Source organism: Paenibacillus nicotianae (assembly GCF_042681745.1).
Taxonomy (GTDB): Bacteria; Bacillota; Bacilli; order Paenibacillales; family Paenibacillaceae; genus Saccharibacillus; species Saccharibacillus nicotianae.
Window position 1 is genome coordinate 794469 of the sequence record NZ_JBHUGF010000010.1, and the last position, 22727, is coordinate 817195.

Sequence of the window (22727 nt, forward strand, 5' to 3'; positions counted from 1 at the left end):
TCTAATAAGGCTTTTTATGAAAGCATCTATACGATCTTCTGATCGACTACTATAGATGCTATTCGTAAAAAGCCTTTTTTATAATCGTTACAGAAGAACAGGATAAGTCTGTGGTAGCGCTTATTATCAGCGACCTTATAATCCAATAGTTACAGCAGGTGCATCACAATGGTACAATATCAGCAAAATACATTTGAGCAGAGATCATGCATGATGGAGGGCATACTGATGCAAGCGATTACACCACCAACTAAAGATTCGTTCGATCATATATTAGAGCAATTAAAATTAACACTGCAACAACAGGGCAATACAGGTGCTGCTAACAAAGCACAAGACTTAATCCAGAAGCACCGTTCTGAAGAATTGGTGCTTGCTTTTTGTGGACACTTTTCCGCAGGTAAATCCAGTCTGATGAACTGGTTATGTGGCAAGCAGGTATTACCAACAAGCCCGATTCCGACTACAGCCAATATTGCAGCTATACGTGATGGTGAACCGCGTGCGATTGTACATTTGAATAATCAAGAACCTTCATTTGAAATAGGATTAGATGAATTAGATGAATATTGCAAAAATGGCGGTGAGTACGAATCTGTCGATCTATGGGACGATATTAAGCTTCTAGGCGCTCATGGAGTATTATTGGATACACCAGGTGTAGATTCGACAGATGCGGCGCACGAAGCGGCTACGTACTCTGCTTTACATCGTGCTGACGTTGTATTTTATGTGATGGATTACAATCATGTTCAATCCGAAACTAATCTGTCTTTTGCCAAAACATTATCTGAACGAGGGAAGCCGTTATATTTGATCGTCAATCAAATCGATAAACATGATGATCTAGAATTACCTTTTGCTGACTATCAGCGTGGTGTAGCTCAGTCTTTTGCAGGACGGGGTATTGAGCCAGCAGGTATTCTTTATGTATCGAGACAGGAGCCTCAGCATCGTCATGGTAAGCTGGAACGACTGCGTACAGTTATCGGTGAATTGCTTACAGAACGTGAGCCGTTACGGATGTACAGCTTGTCTCAAGCGATCTGGGAATTAGCAGAAGAGCATACCAAATGGTTGCAAGCTCAAATGAATAATGAACAAGAACAATCAATTACCGAAGATGAACTTCATGACGATATGACAGTAGAACAATTAAATGCTCAATTAGGGCAATTTGAGCAACAGATCGTTACGGCGCAGAATAAAATTGAAGACTATCGCAAGTCATGGAGCTGGGAAATTGGACGTCTGGTCGATCAAGCCAATATTACGCCTGCACCTGTACGCGATCTTGCTCAACTTTATCTGGAAAGTGAACGCCCTGGATTCAAAAAAGGATTTTTCGCTTCAAAAGACAAAACAGCGCAAGAGCGCGCGCAACGAAAGTCTACATTTTTGACAGCTTATCGCGAGCAAGTTGCTGCTAATCTAGATGTTCATGTACGTGGGTTATTGCGTGGATGGAGTCAAGAACAACAGCTATGGACAGAAGAACAAGAAACGTTGTTAACGTCTTCTTTGCCACAGATTACAGAACGTGATATTGAAGCAGGTGCAGGTTCAGATGTTGCGATATCAGGCGAATATGTACTGAACTACACGCGTGCTTTACGTGAAAAAACAGTTGCTATTTATCGTCGTGCTGCCCTGGATGCAATAGAGCGTCTATTTGAGCAATTGCAACCCAAAGTAGAAGCGGAACAGCAAACGTTACAGCAAGAACGTGATCAATTATCTGAACGATATCAATCCTTGATGCATCAACAGCAATTAGAACAGCAAAAAGACCAAAACGATCAAGCAGTACGTCAGTTGTTGCCTGCGCGTGCACAACTTCAAGCACAGTGGCTACCTGCCATTCAAGAAGAGTCTACCGAAGCTTTATCTGCGGATCAGATCAATACAACACAAGCAAGTCACAATGAAGTATCAGCAGCACCATCAACCAATACTTTTGGGATAAACAAAGACGCAAGCAATAGTCCAGATAGTGCACCAGCACCAGCGAAACGGAATACAGTATCTTCTCATCGCAAAGAGCGTCTTTTACAAACAGCAGTGCAATTACGTCAAGCTTCTGACATGATTGAACATATCAAGGGATTAAGTCTACCGGCTACCGAACTGCGCCGTCGTGCCCATGTTATGGAAAATGGTAAATTTACGCTTGCTTTATTCGGTGCTTTTAGCGCAGGAAAGTCGTCATTTGCAAATGCTTTGCTAGGAGAAGCAGTTCTTCCTGTTTCTCCGCATCCGATGACGGCTGCAATTACACAGATTATGGCACCTGAAGGTGAGTATGATCATGGCACAGCTCAAGTATTTATGAAAAGCAGAACCGAAATGCAAGAAGATATTAGCGGTGCTTTTCGCTTATTAGGATTGCCTGAGATGATGTTAGAGCAAGATTGGGGTAAACAGATAGCTTCTTTATCTCCTGCCCGGATTCATCCATCTGCACGCGCTCATTATAATTTTGTGATCGCAGCGGCGGCAGGCTGGCAAGAAGCCGAACCTTTGCTTGGACAGGAACTGAAAATAGGATTGGATCAATTTAGAGGATTTGTATCGGAAGAAACAAAATCTTGCTTTGTACGTCGCATCGATCTGTATTATCATTGCGAATTGACCGCTCAAGGAATGGTATTGGTAGATACACCGGGAGCCGATTCCGTCAATGCCCGTCATACTGGCGTTACTTTTGAGTATATGAAGTCAGCAGATGCACTGGTATTTGTAACGTATTATAATCATGCATTTACACATGGAGATCGTCAGTTGTTAGAGCAATTAGGACGTGTTAAAGGCAGTCTTGCTTTAGATAATATGTTTTTTGTAGTCAATGCGTCTGATCTTGCTTCTTCAGAAGAAGAAAAAAATCAAGTGGTGGAACGTATTGTTCATGAGTTAAATACAACAGGTATTCGCAAGCCGAATATCTACGCATTATCGAGTCGTAGAGCGATTCAAGGACATGATGATGGCTTCAGGCAATTCCAACAGCATTTTACAAGCTTTGCTGATGAGACATTAGCAGGACTTGCGATTCAAGCGGCTTATGACGAAGTTGAACGGGTACGCAAAACAGTACTCACATGGGAAGATGCAGCGAAGCGCGGAGAAGCTTATCGTGTCGAACGGATGCAACAATTGGTTCAAGAACGAGCGGCAGCTCATGCCGCAGCTATGCGTATGTTCCAGACAGAACCTGATCGGCGGATTCAAGAAGAAAGTGGCGAATTGTTATTCCATGTTCGTCAACGGGTACGCTTGAAGGCGCTAGATTGGATGCCTGAAATCTTTAATCCTTCGTTGCTGAATAATGAATCACCTGATCTCAGAGCAGATTTTGCTGCTTGTGGACGAGAGCTATTACGCCGTTTATCAACAGAATTAGAACAGGAAGTACTAGCGACAACGTTACGTATGGAAAAAGCTTCTGAGCGAGTAGTAAGTGAACGATTAGAAGTGTATGGACGTGAAGCAGAAGCGGCAGCCGCAGGTTTGACGTTGTCTAAGCCGGAATTGACCAAATGGCAGACACCAGAATTAGCACAAATGAAAATAGCAGATGTACTGGATTGGAAGTCACTCTGGTCGCTGTTCCGTAATCCTCGATATTTCTTTGAACAAGGTGGACGTGAAAAGTTTCGCGAAGAAGTATCAGCACGATTAGATCAGCTTATCGCTACTATGTTAGAGCAACAACGTGAACAGTTGTCACAATATTATATTGTTGGTCTAAACGAAAGATTACAAGAAGCAGCAGACGATATGCAGCGTCAAATCGCAGAATGGGTGGAAGGAACAGAAGCATCGTTACAAACAGACGTTAGCGCCGACCGTTGGTCAGCATTAGCAAGTGATCTAGATACATTAATTCATACGGTGTCGGTAGAAGACGCAACTAGAATCAAACAAGCTTATGATTTATAAAGAATAGACTGAAAAGTCATATGAATCTTAGATCATTACCAGAAAGAACGTGCTATCAAAAGATAGGCGTTCTTTTTTTATGTATCTATTATTTCCTTATTATTATACTTGTGAAAATAAATACAGAATAAATGATCGGCAATGATAACGCTTTTACCAAATTATTGCATAAACAAGTTTACAAAACTTGACTTACTTTACCAAATGGTCGTGAACCGTAGTATTTTGCATTATTTCATTAAAATTGACGGTTTATGTCTAAATTATGGCATAAATTTAAGGACATTGACGATAAACGAACATGTATCCGCTTTGCGGGCTTTGGAGGACGGTGGTAAGCTTCATTATGCTAATCATCCACGAGAGAATCAAAGGGGGAGACACATGGACGTTCTCAAGCAATTGCATGACTACTATCGCAGTAAAAGGAGTTATTTATACCTTTCTATTTTATGTCTTGCAACCGCTACCGCGCTCGGACTGGTATATCCAAATCTACTTAGAATTTTGATTGATGATGTGATCAAGCTGAGGCGATTTGATCAAGTTCCGATGCTAGCACTAGCTATTTTTGGTGTCGCTATTTTGAAAGGAATTATGCAATTTTTACATGGCTTTTTTGGAGGACGTCTTGGTAATTATATTGCATATCGACTTCGCAATGCTTGCTACGAAAAACTACAATTTTTATCCTTCCGTTATTATGATACGGCAAAGACAGGCGATTTAATGTCACGTCTGACAGGTGATCTGGAAGCGATTCGTAACTTTATCGGTTTTGGATTTGCTCAGTTATTGAATGTATTTATGATGGTGATCTTTGGTTCAATCGTCATGTTTTCAATCAACTGGCAACTGACACTCGTCACACTGATATCAATCCCTTTTCTTGTTTTTGTCGCTCTCAAATTTGAATCTCGTATTCACCCTGCTTTTCAAGAAATGAGACTTGCTTTAGGTTCTTTAACAACAGCAGTTCAAGAAAATATTACAGGTGTACGAACAGTCAAGTCATTTGCTCGTGAACCTCATGAAGTGGATAAATTTGCTGTTCGTAATGAACGTTATCGTACCAATCAGATTCATGCAGCTACCCTATGGAGTCGTTATTTTCCGGTGATGGAATTACTGGCTTCTGTCTGTATTGTGATTTTGCTTGGTTTTGGAGGAACATTAGTCATTAATGGTTCGCTTACACTAGGGGAACTGGTCGCGTTTTTTACACTGATCTGGTATATTATCGGGCCCATGTGGGGGCTTGGATTTCATATTAATAACTATACGCAATCCAAAGCTTCCACCGAACGTATTTTAGAAATATTGTATCAGCACGTAGATGTCAAAGATAAAGATACAACCAGTCATATGAATATCCATGAAGTGAAAGGTCATGTCACATTTGAACATATGACATTTACTTATGGTAATCAATTGCCTGCTGTCGTAGATATTAATTTGGATGCGCCTCCAGGATCAGTTATTGGCTTATTAGGTGGAACAGGTTCAGGTAAATCAACGATTATTCAGTTGCTTATGCGTGCATACAATGTGAGTGAAGGAAGTATCAAATTAGATGGAGTTGATATTCGAGATATTCGAATCGAAGATTTGCGTTCTCAGATCGCTTCAGTATTTCAAGAAACATTTCTATTCTCATCAACGCTCAAAAATAATATCGCTTATGGGATGAATGAAGTCACAATGGATGATATTATTCGCGCATCCAAGCTTGCCAAAGCGCATGATTTTATTATGGAACTGCCTCAAGGATACGATACGCTTGTAGGAGAACGAGGTATGGGACTATCCGGCGGGCAAAAACAGCGGATTGCTATCGCTCGGGCGTTACTTAAAAACCCGAAAATTCTGATTCTGGATGATGCTACCAGTGCGGTAGATATGGAGACAGAACATGAGATTCAATCAGGATTTCAAGAAGTGATGAAAGGCAGAACTACCTTTATTATCGCTCACCGTATTTCTTCATTACGACATGCCGATGAGATTCTGGTGCTAGAAGAAGGACGGGTAGTACAGCGTGGTAAGCATGAACAATTAATTGATATACCTGGTGCATATCAAGATATTTATCATGTCCAATATGCAGATCATATCGAACGGCTTCGAGTCGCAGACGAGCTCTATCTTTCTCCTGATGAGAATCAAAGAGATATCCAGAGTGATACACATAGTGAGCAGGTGAGAACATATGAGTAATATTTCAGCCAAAGAATCGTTGAAAGAACAACAAAAGCAATCTTCTTCTGCTATCACACGTGTTGAAGATCGATTTGTTTATCAAGATGATGAACTGATTGATAAAGCATTTAACTGGTCACAATTTGCTCGATTATTTGGTTATATTAAGCCTTATGCCAAGCAATTATTGCCTTTTATTATTTTAATGATGGTTCTAGGTACAGTCACCAAATTAGCTGTTCCTTATATCACAGGAGTAGCGATTGATAAAGCTATTCAACCTGTTACAGGCGCTCCTAGTCTAACTTTGCTCTATGGACTCACCGCATTAGCATTAGGATTGTATCTTATTCAATGGGCAGCCAATGCTTACCGGATCAAATACACGAATATTATTGGACAGCGAGTGATCTACGATCTTCGTTCAGATCTATTCAGTCATATTCAGCGCTTATCGTTTTCATTTTTTGATAAACGTCCAGCCGGTTCTGTATTGGTACGGGTTACGAATGATGTGAACTCTTTGCAAGATTTATTTACAAATGGTGCAGTTAACGTCATGATCGACTGTGTTCAATTGCTAGGAATCGTTGTTATTTTGCTGTTAATCAATTGGAAATTAGGATTGGCAGTCATGTTGACTGTGCCGTTAATGTTCTTCGTATCCACCAAATTACGCAAAATTATTCGTTTATCATGGCAAGAAGTACGGATGAAAAATTCACGTATCAATTCTCATTTAAATGAATCGATTCAAGGTATTCGTGTGACACAAGCCTATACACAGGAAAAAGAAAATATGAAGTACTTTGATAACATGAACGCATCTAGTAAAAAATCATGGGACAAAGCATCTGCACTGAATCAATCGTTTGGCCCGTTGATCGAGATTACCGGTGGACTTGGATCGATGATTCTGTTCTGGTATGGAGCGACTTTGATCGCTAGTGGAGAGATTATGATCGGTACACTGGTTGCTTTTGCAAGTTATGTAGGGAACTTCTGGGACCCGATTAACCGTCTAGGCAATATGTACAATCAGTTGCTTGTAGCGATGGCGTCGTCTGAACGTATTTTTGAATTTATGGATGAACAGCCTTCAGTCGCTGATAAGCCTGGTGCACAGCCGATTCCGCGAATCCATGGCAATATTGTGTTTGATAAAGTGACTTTTGAATATGAACCGAATCGTCCTGCGTTACGCGAAATTGATCTGAATGTCGTAGCCGGTCAATCTATTGCATTGGTAGGTCATACCGGTTCAGGAAAATCTACAATCATCAACCTGATAAGCCGTTTCTATGATATCAAAAGCGGCAGTATTAAGATCGATGGATATGATATCCGCGATGTAACACTGGAAAGTCTACGTGGACAGATCAGTATTGTGCTTCAAGATACGTTTATTTTCTCGGGTACGATTAGAGATAATATTCGCTTCGGACGATTGGACGCAACCGATGAAGAAGTTGAAAATGCCGCCAAAGCTGTGCATGCTCATGCGTATATTGAGAAGCTTCCCAAAGGATATGATACAGAAGTAGAAGAACGCGGAAATGTGTTATCAATGGGACAACGTCAATTGTTATCGTTTGCCCGCGCCTTACTTGCTGATCCGAGAATTTTGATTTTGGATGAAGCGACAGCCAGTATCGATACCGAGACAGAATTACGTATTCAGGAAGCGCTGAAAGTATTGCTTCAAGGACGAACTTCATTTATCGTTGCTCACCGTCTATCTACGATTCGTCATGCAGATCATATCGTTGTATTGGATCATGGACAGATCAAAGAAGAAGGAACCCATGCTGAATTGATTCAAAAGCAAGGCATTTACAATGGTTTGATTGAAGCGCAATTCCGCTTTTTGTGACAATTTTCGACTTAAATAAGCTTCGAAATCACGAATTATACGAGAATTGTCAAAAAATTTAGATAAAGTGACTTGCAATCTTGCTCATTAGATAAGAGAATAGAAAGTGTCATCACATTGTAAAGTTTAAAAAGTAATTCGTCGGAAATTTTACAATGTGCTAGCAATTGTTGAATGGTAAAAGATTCAATACGCAAAATGACGTAAGCAGTACCATGTAGGTTGCAGTGCAAAACATGTGTATAAGGGAGTGCTGTCTATCATGTGGGGGGCCCCAAATTCTCGTCAAGCGAAACGGATGTTAATGCTTGGGAGTGGAGAACTTGGCAAGGAAGTAGTGATCGAAGCTCAGCGGCTTGGCATTGAATGTATTGCTGTAGACCGCTATCCGGATGCACCTGCGATGCAGGTTGCTCATCGTTCTCATGTGATTGATATGCTTGATGGTGCTAAGCTACGAGCAGTCATTGTCAGTGAACAACCGGATTATATTGTACCTGAGATTGAAGCGATTGCGACAGATGTACTGGTAGAGCTAGAACAAGAAGGCTACAATGTAGTGCCTACCGCAGTTGCAGCCCAATTAACAATGGATCGTGAGGGGATACGCCGTCTGGCATCCGAGACACTTGGATTACCTACTGCTGCGTACCGATTCGCTGATAATTTGGAGCAACTGAAAGAGGCTGTTGCAGTACTTGGAACACCTTGCGTAGTGAAGCCGCTGATGAGCTCGTCTGGCAAAGGACAGAGCGTATGTCGTGCACCTGAAGATGCTTCGGCATGTTGGGATGCGGCGCTTGAAGGAGCAAGAGGCAAATCAGTTCGTGTTATTGTAGAAGCTTTTGTTCATTTTGAAAGTGAAATTACACTGCTTACGGTGCGTTGTGCTTCTGGAACGTTGTTTTGTCCGCCAATCGGTCATATTCAACGTGATGGAGACTATGTGGAGTCGTGGCAACCGCACCCAATGACTGTATCACAGCTAGAAGAAGCGCAACGTATTGCTGCAACCATTACAGAACGTCTGGGCGGGTACGGATTGTTCGGTGTCGAACTCTTTTTAACCCCAGACGGTGTTGTATTTAGCGAAGTGTCGCCAAGACCGCATGATACAGGAATGGTGACGATGATTACTCAGGATTTATCAGAGTTTGCTCTACATGTGCGGGCGATTCTTGGTTTTGAGATTCCGAGTATTCATTTGTTAACTCCTGGTGCATCAGCGACACTCAAAGCAACACAAGCTTCCAAAGATTTTGTCGTTGGCGGAATAGATGAAGCACTGAAGTTACCTCGTACGCAAGTACGTGTATTCGGTAAACCGGAGACTAAGCCGGGGCGCCGAATGGCTGTAGCTCTCAGTGCTGATGAAAGTGTGGAAATCGCGCGGAAGCGAGCCGTGCAAGCGGCAGCTCTGCTAAAAGAGGAGTATGTACATGTCGACTAGTGTATTAATGCCTGTTGCAGAAGTCCGTAAATTCGAAAGTAAAGATGTTCAAGCTCTAACTGCTTTGATGCGTGAACTTCGTTATCCGATGACGGAAAGTGTACTGCGCGACCGGATGGAAGCGCTGGAAGGCAAACCGCAATTTTTGACTCTTGTTGCAGAACGTGAAGGACAGGTCGTCGGTATGATCGCTATGTACCGTGAGACTTCATATGAGACAGGACAACAGACTTCACAAATCACAGGTCTAATCATTTCTGCGAATTATCGTGGTCAAGGTATCGGGCGTGAATTGATTGCTCAAGCTGAAAAGCAAGCAAACGAAGCTGGAGATCACTCTGTCTATGTAACAGGAATGAACCGTGACGAACGTCTATCCTCATGCTCTTTTTATCAACATATGGGCTATGAGAAGATCGGATGCCGGTACATTAAAAAAATGTAATTCCGCTATACACAGCCACACCTTTCGAAAAGGCATCAGAGCTATCTCTGGTGCCTTTTTGCTTTGTAATTTGGAGCAAAGTTGGAAATGAAATACCATTAGATGGTAAAATACATGGTGATTCTGAATCTAAAGGAGGAACACCATTGAAAAACAATCGTACATTACTAAAACGTATCACCTCAACTGCTGCCGCAGCAGTACTTGTAGCAGTAACGATAGCAGCTCCTGCTCAAGCGGCTACGTACCATGTAAAATCAACTTCTAAACCGTTATATGCCAGCCAGAGTGCTACAGCCGATACATCTGCATTTGTAGAACAAGTCGTAGAACTGGTTAATCAGGAACGCGCCAAAGCAGGACTCAAAGCTTTGACCGTAAACAGTAAATTACAAACGATGGCACAAGATAAAGCAATTGATATGGTGAAAAATAATTATTTTGATCATACATCACCAACGTACGGAACACCGTATGAGATGATGAAAACCTATGGCATCAGTTATCGTGCAGCAGGTGAGAATATTGCCAAAGGACAGACTTCCCCTGCTCAAGTGATGCAATCATGGATGAATAGTTCCGGTCACAAAGCTAATATTCTAAGTTCTAATTTCACTTCGATAGGTGTAGGATACCAGAATGGAGTATGGGTACAAGACTTTATAGGTAAGTAGGATGACGTGAAATTCATAACGCAACATGATAGATGAAGCAGAAAATTCAATCTTTAGAACAAAAAGTACCTGTTTCCTTTGATTTTAGAAGGGAGCAGGTATTTTTATATGCTTATAAGAAGTATAATCGTTACATATGAATCTCTATTAGGGTAAATAACATGATATCAATAGCAATGATGCAACAGATAGAGGAGCCAATAAGCGATGAAAACGATCAAATATTGTACAAAAAATGAAAAGTTCGGTACAAAACAAGTATATAAAGCAGTTAAAAAAGAGTTTCCAGATATAAAGCAAAAGCAAAAAAGTTGCTTGAGTGAATGTAAATCTTGTCGTAAACAGCCGATCGCGTTAGTGGGGAAAAAGACATTGGTATGTGAAGAAACACCAGAGCTATTATATGCCAAATTAGTTGAAATGATTCATGCTTCTAATGATAAAAAAGGCAAAAAAGAAAAAAAGAAAGTAAAACAGTAATAATATATAAATCAGTACAGATATAGAAGGTGGTGGATCAATCTCAACCATCTTCTTTTTGTTATATTTATTATTAAAATTCATATGATAGTTTCTAACTGTTTGGAAGTTGCGTACGTACTGTATATAATAGATAGATAACCTATCTTAATAATGAACCGCGAGTCATCATACCAAGTGGCAGATGTTGTTCATATTTTCAGCACAGGAGGACAAATTATGAAATCATCCAAATCGTCAGTGCGTATCTGGCGAATCACAGGTATCTCATCTATTGTAGCCACGATTGTATTGATTGGCGGCTTTATTTATGCGATTTCTGATGTATTACATCCTGAAGGCAGTACGTATACAGGAACAGCCTCTACCGAGCCTGCAACCAATGGAACAGCGGCAACGACCGCCAATGCAGATGGTTCTTTTCGTGTAACAGTATTGGGCGATTCGCTTGCTAAAGGTACAGGAGACGATGATGGTAGCGGATTTGCTCGTCGTACTGTAGATTTACTGCAAAAAGACGGCAAAGATGCTAAATTAATCGCTAATCTAGGCATTAACGGACAGAAAACAGCATCGGTTTTATCTTCCCTAGAAGAAACGGGTGTACAACATACTTTGCAACAATCGAATATGATTTTTGTATCGATCGGTGCAAATGATTTATTTAATGCTGGCGAAGCGCTAGGCAATAATCAACAACAAGCACCAACCAAACAACAACTACTAGCAAATCTACCCAAAGCCAGTAAAACACTACAACAAATTTTGGAACGTATCGCTAAAATAAATCCAGATGCTCATATTTTATACCTCGGACTCTATAATCCATTCTCTGATTTACCTGAACTGCGTGTACCTGGTAATGAAGCTGTGACAACGTGGAATACGACAGCAATGAATATTATTAATAGTCAATCGAATATGTCGCTTATCCCTACCTTTGATTTATTTCAAAAAAATATAAACAAATATTTATCTTCTGATCATTTCCATCCTAATGGTGCAGGTTATGAACAAATTGCAGAACGCGTTGTCCAAAGTATCGAATAATGATTGAAACGTATATGGAAATGAGAGAGGAGCTAGACCATGATCGATGCTAAGTCTACTGTTACTAATCCGCAGTCTATATCATCTCAAGAAGAGATTGTATTATCTGTTCAGCATGTCAAAAAGAAAATCGGCAAAAAATGGATTATCAAAGACGTAACCTTTGAAGTCAAAGCAGGTGAAATTTTTGGCTTTTTAGGACCCAATGGTGCAGGTAAAACAACGACTATTCGAATGTTAGTCAATCTGATCCGACCGACCGAAGGAACGATCAATATCTGCGGGTATGATGTGACCAAGCAACCAGAAAAAGCGTTAGCTTATGTCGGTTCTATCGTTGAAAATCCTGAAATGTATCCATATCTTACAGGTTGGGAAAACTTAGAGCATTTTGCACGTATGCAGCCAGGTGTGGATGAGAAACGAATACAAGAAGTCACTGAAATCGTCCGTCTGGATGAGCGTATCCACGATAAAGTAAGTAAGTACTCATTAGGTATGCGTCAACGGCTTGGGATCGCTCAAGCGTTGTTAGGTCGCCCTAGACTGCTTATTTTGGATGAACCGACCAATGGACTTGATCCTAAAGGAATTCGGGATATGCGTATTTTTATTCGAGAATTAGCAGCGCAAGGAATGGCTGTTTTTGTATCCAGTCATTTACTGAGTGAAATACAACTTCTTTGTGATCGGGTAGCGATTGTAGGACGCGGAAGTGTAATTGCTGTAGGTGGAGTAACTGAGCTAGTAGAAGATACACAGCATCTGGTCATTTGGGAGCTAGAACCTCATGTACAAGGAGAACAGATTTTACAATCGATCTCTTCTATTCAAGTGCTTGATCTGGAGAGTTCTAATCTGGATAACGATACTGCCGCTTCTCTTCGGCCGAACTCTATTATTACAGCTACACCTGAAGAAGATATCTCGACAACGATAGCTACGCTGGTACAAGCAGGGATTCAGATTCATAATGTACGCAAACTTAGCCCGACATTGGAACAACTATTCCTGGGCGTGACAGAAGGTGAATTTATTGAATAGTATATGGCCATTGGTACAGAATGAGACCATCAAAATCATTAAGAAAAAAAGATTTTATGTCGTGCTATTGGTTTTATTGGTATTGGTACCGATGTTTACTTATGCGCAGATGCGTCAAGCTCAGGAAAATCGTACAAAGTTCGGTGAAGACTGGCGTGTCGAATTACAGCAAGCGATCACTGATAATCAAAATTCTTTAGGTAGTGATCGTGTACCAGAAGAATGGAAAAAGTATCGTCGTGTGTTTGTACAACAGATGCAATATTATTTAGAAAATGATGTGAATCCGAATGAACCGGGTGGGGTTACTTTTACACGCGAGTTTTTAGATAATTCCAGTAGTTTATTTATTCCGCTACTGATCATGACGATTGCTTCTGATCTGGTATCTGCTGAACGAACAGGTGGCACGATTAAAATGTTGCTGACAAGGCCGATTCGCAGGTGGAAAGTATTATTGAGTAAATTAATTACGCTGACGATGTTTGTCTCGCTTATTGTCGTCTGTACCTTTATTATTTCCTATGTGATCTCGGGTGCGGCATTTGGATACAGCGGATTTAATATTCCTGTATTTACCGGATTCCAGCCAAGTGACACAGGAACCGATATGAGCACTGTACATGCTGTAACACAGTGGCAATTTATTTTGATGCAGATGGGATTGATCTGGTTTGTCGGTTTGACAGTCGGGTTACTTGCCTTTATGGTATCTGTGTTGGTGCGTAGCACCGCAGCGAGTATCGTAATTATGATGGCGGCATTGATTGCAGGAACGATCTTAACTAATATGGCGGCTTCTTGGAGTACAGCTAAATATTTATTTATGGTCAATCTTGGCTTAACCAATTATCTGTCCGGTAGTCCAGCACCGATTGAAGGGATGACGTTACCATTCTCATTAGGTGTATTAGCTGTCTGGGCATTGATATCTGTTGTTGTTTCATTTACTGTTTTTACAAAAAGGGATGTACTCAATTAAAAAGTATGTTTTCTGTGCCTGCTAATCTTATTAACGATCAGCAGGCAAGTTTATTTACAAAAGCTCATTCGGACTAATATAATGATAAATCGTAGAATAATGTTAGAAGTGGGTTTACGAAATGAAAAGATTAGATTACACTTAAAGAATAAAAAAAGAACATGTGTTTGCATTATATATTTGTCTATATCGATAATTACATTTTATGTAAATTAAAATAGTCGACAAAATCAAAGCGTATGATATGATAGTTCGGGGTCAAGCGCGATTATTGATTTACCTATGGTATAATTTTCGACTACGATTTATAATGCTAATCGAAGGTCTAACAGAACAAAGCAATATTTAGATTAAAGAGGGGGACCATGAATGGTCGAAAAGATCGATTCACTCACAAATTCATCCCGTGGTAATGTTAATCCACCAGTTTCCGGGTATGATGCTGACGACATTCAGGTGCTTGAAGGGCTGGTTGCCGTACGGAAACGTCCGGGTATGTATATCGGTAGTACAAGTTCATCTGGGCTTCATCATCTCGTATGGGAGATTGTGGACAACGCAGTTGACGAGCATTTGGCAAAACATTGTTCAAAAATCGAGATTTCACTGAACAAAGATGGTTCGGTTACGGTTTTTGATAACGGACGCGGTATTCCTACAGGAATGCATAAAAGTGGAGTGCCTACACCACAAGTTGTATTTACAATTTTGCATGCCGGAGGTAAATTCGGCGGTGGAGGATACAAAAAGTCTGGAGGTCTACATGGAGTTGGTGCTTCGGTAACCAACGCTTTATCCGAGTGGCTGGAAGTAGAAATTTATCGTGATGGTGGTATTCATCGTCAACGTTTTGAATATTGGGTTGATAAAAAAGGCAAAGAACATGTAGGGGAACCTGTAACCGGTCTAGAAGTGATTGGCAAAACCAAAATTACGGGTACCAAAGTTACATTCAAACCAGATATTCGTGTGTTCCAACAAGGAATAGCATTGAATTATGATACGCTTGCTGAACGTCTGCAAGAGATTGCTTTTCTAAATTCAGGCTTAGAAATTCTGCTCAAAGACGATCGTAATGATAAAGAAGATCGCTTTTATTATGAAGGTGGAGCCAGTCAATTCGTAGAATTTTTGAATGAAGGTAAAGATGTATTGCATGATGTTATTCATTTCAATATTGAACGCGAAGATATCGAAGTCGAAGTAGCGATGCAGTACAATGCTGGTTATACCGAAACGCTGGCTTCATTTGTTAATTCGATCCCTACACGAGGCGGCGGTACACATGAGACAGGATTTAGAACCGCATATACTCGTGTATTGAATGATTATGCTCGCAAAACAGCACTGATCAAAGAAAAAGACAAAAACCTCGAAGGTGGAGATTTACGAGAAGGCATGATGGCGGTTATCAGCGTCAAAATGTCAGATGTAGAATTTGTGGGACAGACCAAAGATCAACTGGGCAGTTCTTCAGCGCGTGGAGCCGTAGATGCTGTTGTCGCTGAAAATATGCAACGTTTTCTTGAAGAAAACCCGCAAGTCGGTCAAAAACTGATTAAAAAAGCTGTTCAAGCTTCTCGTGCTCGCGAAGCGGCTCGTAAAGCGCGTGATGATATGCGTACAGGACGCAAACGCAGCGAAAGTTCAAATCTGAATGGCAAGCTGAGTCCTGCACAATCCAAAGATTTTTCTAAAAACGAACTATTTATAGTCGAAGGAGATTCGGCAGGTGGTTCAGCGAAGCAAGGACGAGATTCCAAAATTCAAGCGATTTTACCACTCAAAGGTAAACCGATGAATCCTGAGAAATCCAAACTTGCAGACGTGATGAAAAATGAAGAATATCGGGCGATTATTTCTGCGATAGGAGCAGGAGTAGGAACCGAATTTGCTATAGAAGATAGCAATTACTCCAAAATCATTATTATGACGGATGCGGATACCGATGGTGCACATATTCAAGTCCTGTTGTTAACGTTCTTTTACCGTTATATGAAGCAATTGATCGATAATGGTAAAGTCTATATTGCTCAACCTCCGTTGTACAAAATCTCTCAACGCGCAGGTAAAAAATCGCAAGAACGTTATGTATGGACAGACGAAGAATTGAACCAATCGATGAAAGAGTTTGGCAAAAATGTAGATTTGCAACGATACAAAGGATTAGGAGAAATGAATCCAGAGCAGTTGTGGGAGACAACCATGAATCCTGAAAGTCGTACATTATTGCAAGTGCAAATCGAAGATGCTGCCAAAGCAGAGCGTCGTGTATCTACACTGATGGGTGATAAAGTAGATCCTCGTAAACGTTGGATTGTAGAAAATGTAGACTTTACAGAATATGTAGAGTAGACCTTTCGCATACGTGATAACATGTAAACTTAATCTTTATTCATGATGAAACTAAATGAGCCGCTGCGTTAGTGCAGATGGAAGTGAGCATCATACCGTACTTGGTTGGAATGGTATTCACTTCCCTCTGTACTCTGCGGCGGCTTCAAAATTATCCGGCGATACGCCCGGAAGGTAAGGTGAACGGATGGCTATTGAAAATAACGATAAATTTTTGCCCGCATTTCTAGAAGAAATTGTAGGAGACCGTTTTGGTCGCTACTCTAAATATATTATTCAAGACCGCGCGATTCCTGATGTTCGTGATGGATTAAAGCCGGTACAACGCCGTATTTTGTACGCTATGTACGATTCGGGCAACACACCTGAAAAAGGATACCGCAAATCAGCCAAAACTGTCGGCGATGTAATGGGTAATTATCATCCTCATGGTGATTCATCGATCTATGATGGTATGGTACGGATGGCACAACCATGGAAAATGAGTCATACGCTTGTAGATGGACATGGGAACTGGGGATCGCCTGATGATGATCCGGCAGCAGCCATGCGTTATACAGAAGCACGTCTGTCTTCGATTGCGATGGAGATTTTGCGTGATATCGATCGCAACACTGTGCAATTCAAAGATAATTTCGATAATACTACACAAGAACCAGTCGTTTTGCCTTCTCGTTATCCTAACTTATTAGTCAACGGAGTCAGCGGTATTTCATCTGGTTTTGCTACTGAAATTCCTCCACATAGTCTGCGTGAAGTGATAGAAGGTTGTATCGCTTTAATGGAAAATCCAGAAATGGAACTGCCTGAATTGATGAATTATATCAAAGGCCCTGATTTTCCAACAGGCGGTACAATTATGGGTGGAGACGGGATACGAGATGCGTATTCTACAGGGAAGGGACGTATTTACGTACGTTCCAAAACCGAAATCGAAACTTTACGCGGTGGAAAACAGCAAATCGTGATTACTGAGATTCCTTATCAAGTCGTCAAAGTTCGCCTTGTAACAGCGATGGAAAATATACGTCTTGAGAAAAAAGTAGAAGGTATCGCTGAAGTACGTGATGAAAGTGGACGTGATGGACTACGAATCGTGATTGAACTTAAAAAAGAAGCAGATGCACAAGGTATTCTTGCTTATTTATTAAAGAAAACCGATCTACAAGTCACATATAACTTCAATATGGTAGCGATCGTAAACAAAGCCCCTCAACAAATGGGACTGAAAAGTATTCTGGAAGCTTATATTGCTCATCAACGTGAAGTAGTAACCCGTCGTACACAACATGATCTGGATAAAGTTGAAGATCGTGCGCACGTACTCGAAGGTCTGGCTAAAGCACTGAATGTATTGGATGAGGTAATTGCAGCGATCAAAGCATCTAAAAATCGTCAGGATGCACAAAATAATTTGCAATGGATGTTTGGTCTTACTGAACGTCAAGCAGATGCTATTTTGACACTACAATTGTACCGGATAACGAATCTAGAAATTAATCAAGTAGAAAAAGAACTGAATGATATCCAGAAAAAAATTACGAATTTCCGCGCTATTCTTGGTAGTGATAAAAAGCTAATAGGATTGATCAAAAAAGAATTAATGGAAATTCATGATAAACATGGTATCGATCGTCGTTCGATTATTCAAGATGAAGTGGAAGAATTGAAAGTGAATCTTGAAGTCATGATTAATTCTGAAGATGTACTGGTCAGTCTTTCTAACGATGGTTATATCAAGCGTACCAGTATGATGTCTTTCAATCGCTCGGGTGGAGAACGTAACGGCTCGGGTGCCAAAGAAGACGATTATATTCGTGACGTCATGAATGTGAATACACTGGATAGTCTGCTTGTATTCACACAGCGAGGACAATATTTCTTACTGCCTGTTCATCAGATTCCTGATTTCAAATGGAAAGAAACCGGAAAAGCGATTGTTAATATTATTCCGATGACTCGTGAAGATCGAATAATAACGATGATTCCGGTTCGCAATTTTGAAGAAGAACAAGCCGATTTGATCTTTGTGACCAAGCGAGGTCAAGTGAAGCGTACAGAGATTAAAGAGTACGCAACCAAGCGTTCAGGAGCAGTAGCCGCTTGTAAGTTAGGTGATGGGGATGAAGTCATTTCAGTCACTCGGGCAGGGCAAGCAAGAGACTTGATGCTAATTACCAAAGACGGTATGAGTATCCGCTTCCGTGCAGAAGAAGTAAATCCAATGGGTCGTGTAGCAGCAGGTGTACGTGGTATTCAACTTGTTGGAGACGATGAAGTCGCTGTAGTCTTGTGGGTAGATGGAGAAGAAGGACAATTGATGGTGATTACCGATCTTGGTTATGCCAAACGTACTTCATTGTTGCAATACCAGACGCAAAGTCGCGGTGGTAAAGGACTATCTACTTTTGAGTTCAAAGAAGGTAAACGTTCCAAACCTAACGGCAATCGCATTATCGGTGCTTTTGTCTGTGAAGAACATCGTTCATTCCTAGCTATTTTACCGCCTAACCGTATGATCGGATTCAATAGCAAATCAGCACTTCAAACCGATGAGCGTAGACATATTGGTAAGCAAATTGTCGAAATGGACAAAGCAGATACAATTATCGAAGTGATTGAAGATTTATCTTCCAATGGATCTACCTGATTTTAAGTAAAAATAAAATATAAACACAACATAAGTGCTCTTGCTATATTCCAATTAGCAAGAGTATTTTATGTTTGTAAACATCGTTCATTAGCAATGTCTAATATTATTCAATTGTATATTAATCAAACGATATAACTTCTGATTAATAATTCCTTTTGCTATAGAAGCAAATCATGCTAAAATAACGTTTGTGTGATTTTTAATATTTGTATTACATATTAGCAGATATACTTATTCATAATTGAGGTGGAAAAATGAAAGTAAAAGCTTTATTATGCATTATGATTACCTTATTAGCCGTGATCTCTACTGTAACTATACATCCTGTTGATGCAGCAAATACGATCACAGTCAAAACAAAAGTCTACAAGTACAAAGGTCAGCCATATGTACAACTCATAGGTGGTAACAAAGAAATAACAGCTACAATCAATAAAACGTTAAAAATTCATGCGGTTCACGCAGCAAAGTATGATACAGAGAACAAGAAAATAGATCAAAGTTATTTTTATTTGACGGATGTAAGTGTGAAGTATAATCACGATGAGAAAATATCTATAATCTATAGTGATTACTTATATACAGGTGGAACACATGGGATGCCTGCATCAATAAATTATAATTTTGACTTGAGAACAGGAAAGTTGTTGCATTTGAATAGTATCATTACAAATAAAAAGCAAATAAATAACTTGAAAACTTCTCTTTCTCAAAGCTTGCAAGCTAAATATGATGCTGGAGAAAATGTATTTCAAGAAGCGATTTCAGACTTCAACATCGATAATAAAACGCCCTTTTATTTCTACAATAAAGGTATAGTTATTCGCTTTGAGCCATATGAAGTTGCACCTTATTCAGAAGGAACAGTAGATATTAAAGTGCCGTATACTACAATTAATAAATAATTATATAACTGGTACAATAATGAATAATAGTTGTATTATAGCGCTATAATAAGCAAATTCAATCTTCCAACTATATAAAAAAAGCTTTTCCACGCCTTAAAGATCAGGCGCTGGAAAAGCTTTTTTTATAGAAATATACTTCAACATCTAACATTAATCGTAAATTACTTCAACTTCGTTTGTTCCAATTCAAGCTCTAACCGTTGCTTTAATTGCTCGTAAATGTCATTCGACCATTCAATCCATGGCTTGGTCTGTGGAGGAAGAGAGATCATAGAGATCATTCGACCACCGACAGGATGAGGAACAGCCGTTAAGACAGACCATAATGCTAATTGTTCACCACGACGGTTCACTTCTGCACCATACTTTTGATCACCGAATAACGGATAGCCTGCATGAGACATTTGAATCCGAATTTGGTGAGAACGACCTGTATGCAAATGAATCAAGACTAGCGCCAGATTCAAATCCTCATTTTGAGCAAGTACTTCATAGTCTAACACAGCTTCTTTACCACCCGTAGTACCTGCTGGAACTACGGAACCTGTATTAGTGCGAGCATTTTTAAGAAGCACGTCTTTAAGTGTTGCTTTAGATACAGTAGGAATACCGCGCACCACGGCTACATAGCGTTTCACCATCGTACGACTACGTACAGATTCAGACAAACGAGAAGCCGCTTTAGATGTTTTAGCAAATACCATCGCTCCGCCGACCGGACGATCCAGACGGTGGATCAATCCTAAATACACATTACCTGCTTTGTTATAACGTTCTTTCAAATCTTCTTTGATCAACGTCAGCATATCTGGATCGCCTGTTGGATCTTCTTGAGAAGGAATATTTACTGGCTTCACAACGCCGATAATATGATTGTCTTCGTAAAGAACAGGAATCGGTTCTCTGCTTTTACCATTTGAATGTTGTTCCATTTGTTATTCCTCAGCTTTCCCAGCGTCCAAGAATACCACAAGGTAAATTCAGACCTGAGTTCGTGATAGGTAGACCAATTTCGCCAGAAGAAAGTGTACCACCGTAACGTTGTTGCATTGTCATATTCAAAATATTAGACAACACGGTTGGTGCAATTCCTGTTGTATACGAGTTAATCAGCATAAATAATGGATTGTCAGACATAATCGACAAGCAAGATTCCAAGAAAGGATACAGACTGGATTCCAATTTCCACATTTCGCCACCAGGGCCACGTCCGTAAGAAGGAGGGTCCATAATGATTGCATCGTATTTGTTGCCACGACGTTGCTCACGTTGTACAAATTTGAATACATCATCAGTAATAAAGCGTACCGGACGATCGCCAATACCGGACAATTGATGATTTTCTTTTGCCCATTGCACCATGCCTTTAGCAGCATCGACGTGGACAACATCAGCGCCTGCATAAGAAGCAGCAGTCGTAGCTCCGCCTGTGTAAGCAAATAAGTTCAAAACAGTGATCGGACGACCTGCATTTTGGATTTTGTCCATCATCCAGCTCCAGTTGGCTGCTTGTTCAGGGAATAGACCGGTGTGTTTGAAATTCGTAGGTTTGATATGGAAATTCAAATCGCCATAACGAATATTCCAGCGTTCTGGAATTTTGCGTTTCCATTCCCATTCGCCACCACCTGAAGCGCTACGGTGATAATGACCGTGTACTTGATTCCAACGAGGGTCTCTATCTTTCGATTGAAGAGGCCAGATGATCTGCGGGTCTGGACGACGTAATAAGATTTCTCCCCAACGTTCCAGACGCTCACCTGCGCCCGTATCAATTAATTCATAATCTTTCCATTGATCAGCAATATACATGTAATAATCCATCCTTATCTTTTATTTCTCGATAGATATTGTCTAAGTACAATCATCTATATACAGAGTAGCCCAAAAAGCCATCTTTATCAGTTTACCGCATTTCATTGTATAACAATAGATGAAAGGAAGCTATATTTGATTTAATAAGCAAAAAAAGAAAAATCGTTATATAAACGACTCTTTTTATTGGACACTATGAACGTTAATACTACGTATAAGATCCAAAATATTATTAAAATGAATATTACTCAGCTGCTCAATCAATTCATCCATAGAATAATGTTCAGGCTTTTTGATCCATAGAGATATCGCACCGACTAATCCTGAAACCATATATTCAAGGCTGATCTGTATTTTGAGATTATCGGAAGGAGTATCTATCCCAGACAAAATGATTTTTTTGAAATGCTCTTTAAGATAACTAGAAAAGCTAGGCTGAATCTCATAAGTTAGCATCGTTCTAAAAAAAACAATATGTTCTTCTATGACAAGAAATAGATTCTTTAACGCAATAACCATGAATGAAGGATCTTGATTTTGAACATCCTCAATATATTCAGGTAAGCAAACATTTAATAGGTCGATATGTTCTATACATAATTTTTCCATCAAATCAGGTTTGTCTACATAGTGCAAATAAAAAGTATTTCGATTAATAATCGCTTGATCTGCAATATCTTGTATTGTTATACGATCGTAGCCTTTAGTTTGAATTAAAGTTAGAAAAGACTCTTTGATCGCTTTTCTCGTTTTAATAATACGTAAATCGATTTTATGTTTGTTCATTTCAAATTCCTTTCTTCAAAATAATAAGCATATTCAAAGCATTTGCTTATTAAATGTCAAATTGATTAATATCC

17 protein-coding genes are annotated in these 22727 nt (G+C 40.0%); 14 read left to right on the forward strand and 3 right to left on the reverse strand.

Going from position 1 to position 22727, the window contains the following annotated elements; all coding sequences use genetic code 11:
• Positions 1–228 precede the first annotated feature (228 nt).
• From ACFSGI_RS07745 to ACFSGI_RS07810, 14 genes are all read left to right on the forward strand, one after another.
• Positions 229–3939, forward strand: coding sequence for a dynamin family protein (locus tag ACFSGI_RS07745; RefSeq protein ID WP_204823578.1), 3711 nt, complete (start codon positions 229–231; stop codon positions 3937–3939).
• 384 nt (positions 3940–4323) lie between these two features.
• On the forward strand, positions 4324–6156 hold the full coding sequence (locus ACFSGI_RS07750) for an ABC transporter ATP-binding protein (protein WP_204823579.1): 1833 nt from the start codon (positions 4324–4326) through the stop codon (positions 6154–6156).
• Entirely contained in the window at positions 6149–8011 is a 1863-nt protein-coding gene (locus ACFSGI_RS07755) for an ABC transporter ATP-binding protein (protein WP_204823580.1), read from the forward strand. Before ACFSGI_RS07750 ends, ACFSGI_RS07755 begins: the two co-directional genes overlap by 8 nt.
• 262 nt (positions 8012–8273) lie before the next feature.
• Positions 8274–9461, forward strand: coding sequence for a formate-dependent phosphoribosylglycinamide formyltransferase (gene purT, locus ACFSGI_RS07760; RefSeq protein WP_204823581.1), 1188 nt, complete (start codon positions 8274–8276; stop codon positions 9459–9461).
• The gene (locus tag ACFSGI_RS07765) at positions 9451–9906 is read left to right on the forward strand and encodes a GNAT family N-acetyltransferase (RefSeq protein ID WP_161594173.1); all 456 of its coding nucleotides are present in this window, start codon (positions 9451–9453) and stop codon (positions 9904–9906) included. Before purT ends, ACFSGI_RS07765 begins: the two co-directional genes overlap by 11 nt.
• 146 nt (positions 9907–10052) lie before the next feature.
• A complete protein-coding gene (locus ACFSGI_RS07770) occupies positions 10053–10580 on the forward strand; it encodes a CAP domain-containing protein (RefSeq protein WP_379282859.1) in 528 nt (175 codons plus the stop codon).
• A 207-nt stretch (positions 10581–10787) separates the two neighbouring features.
• Entirely contained in the window at positions 10788–11060 is a 273-nt protein-coding gene (locus ACFSGI_RS07775; RefSeq protein ID WP_204823582.1) for a DUF1450 domain-containing protein, read from the forward strand.
• Positions 11061–11279: 219 nt separating this feature from the next.
• Positions 11280–12110 carry a GDSL-type esterase/lipase family protein gene (locus tag ACFSGI_RS07780; RefSeq protein WP_204823583.1) on the forward strand — a complete coding sequence of 277 codons (831 nt, stop codon included), beginning with the start codon at positions 11280–11282 and terminating at the stop codon, positions 12108–12110.
• A gap of 39 nt (positions 12111–12149) precedes the next feature.
• Positions 12150–13154, forward strand: coding sequence for an ABC transporter ATP-binding protein (locus ACFSGI_RS07785; protein WP_204823584.1), 1005 nt, complete (start codon positions 12150–12152; stop codon positions 13152–13154).
• Positions 13147–14136: an ABC transporter permease gene (locus ACFSGI_RS07790; protein WP_204823585.1), complete on the forward strand. Its 990-nt coding sequence runs from the start codon at positions 13147–13149 to the stop codon at positions 14134–14136. Before ACFSGI_RS07785 ends, ACFSGI_RS07790 begins: the two co-directional genes overlap by 8 nt.
• Before the next feature lie 369 nt (positions 14137–14505).
• Positions 14506–16491 (forward strand): DNA topoisomerase IV subunit B, encoded by a 1986-nt coding sequence (gene parE, locus ACFSGI_RS07795; RefSeq protein ID WP_204823586.1) that lies wholly within the window; start codon positions 14506–14508, stop codon positions 16489–16491.
• A 55-nt stretch (positions 16492–16546) separates the two neighbouring features.
• Positions 16547–16669 (forward strand): hypothetical protein, encoded by a 123-nt coding sequence (locus ACFSGI_RS07800; protein WP_379282864.1) that lies wholly within the window; start codon positions 16547–16549, stop codon positions 16667–16669.
• Positions 16670–16678: 9 nt separating this feature from the next.
• On the forward strand, positions 16679–19141 hold the full coding sequence (gene gyrA, locus ACFSGI_RS07805) for a DNA gyrase subunit A (RefSeq protein WP_379282866.1): 2463 nt from the start codon (positions 16679–16681) through the stop codon (positions 19139–19141).
• A gap of 257 nt (positions 19142–19398) precedes the next feature.
• Positions 19399–20049, forward strand: coding sequence for a DUF3298 and DUF4163 domain-containing protein (locus tag ACFSGI_RS07810; protein WP_204823587.1), 651 nt, complete (start codon positions 19399–19401; stop codon positions 20047–20049).
• A 164-nt stretch (positions 20050–20213) separates the two neighbouring features.
• On the opposite strand, the gene ACFSGI_RS07815 is transcribed toward ACFSGI_RS07810, so the two are convergent.
• From ACFSGI_RS07815 to ACFSGI_RS07825, 3 genes are all read right to left on the reverse strand, one after another.
• Entirely contained in the window at positions 20214–20984 is a 771-nt protein-coding gene (locus ACFSGI_RS07815) for an RluA family pseudouridine synthase (protein ID WP_204823588.1), read from the reverse strand.
• Between the two features lie 10 nt (positions 20985–20994).
• Positions 20995–21864: a class I SAM-dependent methyltransferase gene (locus ACFSGI_RS07820; RefSeq protein WP_204823589.1), complete on the reverse strand. Its 870-nt coding sequence runs from the start codon at positions 21862–21864 to the stop codon at positions 20995–20997.
• Positions 21865–22050: 186 nt separating this feature from the next.
• A complete protein-coding gene (locus ACFSGI_RS07825) occupies positions 22051–22653 on the reverse strand; it encodes a TetR/AcrR family transcriptional regulator (protein ID WP_204823590.1) in 603 nt (200 codons plus the stop codon).
• Positions 22654–22727: the final 74 nt, after the last annotated feature.

Coding starts and splice junctions, on each gene's coding strand:
- ACFSGI_RS07745 (WP_204823578.1), top strand. CDS start 229: ATGCAAGCGATTACACCACCAACTAAAGATTCGTTCGATCATATATTA.
- ACFSGI_RS07750 (WP_204823579.1), top strand. CDS start 4,324: ATGGACGTTCTCAAGCAATTGCATGACTACTATCGCAGTAAAAGGAGT.
- ACFSGI_RS07755 (WP_204823580.1), top strand. CDS start 6,149: ATGAGTAATATTTCAGCCAAAGAATCGTTGAAAGAACAACAAAAGCAA.
- purT (WP_204823581.1), top strand. CDS start 8,274: ATGTGGGGGGCCCCAAATTCTCGTCAAGCGAAACGGATGTTAATGCTT.
- ACFSGI_RS07765 (WP_161594173.1), top strand. CDS start 9,451: ATGTCGACTAGTGTATTAATGCCTGTTGCAGAAGTCCGTAAATTCGAA.
- ACFSGI_RS07775 (WP_204823582.1), top strand. CDS start 10,788: ATGAAAACGATCAAATATTGTACAAAAAATGAAAAGTTCGGTACAAAA.
- ACFSGI_RS07780 (WP_204823583.1), top strand. CDS start 11,280: ATGAAATCATCCAAATCGTCAGTGCGTATCTGGCGAATCACAGGTATC.
- ACFSGI_RS07785 (WP_204823584.1), top strand. CDS start 12,150: ATGATCGATGCTAAGTCTACTGTTACTAATCCGCAGTCTATATCATCT.
- parE (WP_204823586.1), top strand. CDS start 14,506: ATGGTCGAAAAGATCGATTCACTCACAAATTCATCCCGTGGTAATGTT.
- ACFSGI_RS07800 (WP_379282864.1), top strand. CDS start 16,547: ATGAGCCGCTGCGTTAGTGCAGATGGAAGTGAGCATCATACCGTACTT.
- gyrA (WP_379282866.1), top strand. CDS start 16,679: ATGGCTATTGAAAATAACGATAAATTTTTGCCCGCATTTCTAGAAGAA.
- ACFSGI_RS07810 (WP_204823587.1), top strand. CDS start 19,399: ATGAAAGTAAAAGCTTTATTATGCATTATGATTACCTTATTAGCCGTG.
- ACFSGI_RS07815 (WP_204823588.1), bottom strand. CDS start 20,984: ATGGAACAACATTCAAATGGTAAAAGCAGAGAACCGATTCCTGTTCTT.
- ACFSGI_RS07820 (WP_204823589.1), bottom strand. CDS start 21,864: ATGTATATTGCTGATCAATGGAAAGATTATGAATTAATTGATACGGGC.
- ACFSGI_RS07825 (WP_204823590.1), bottom strand. CDS start 22,653: ATGAACAAACATAAAATCGATTTACGTATTATTAAAACGAGAAAAGCG.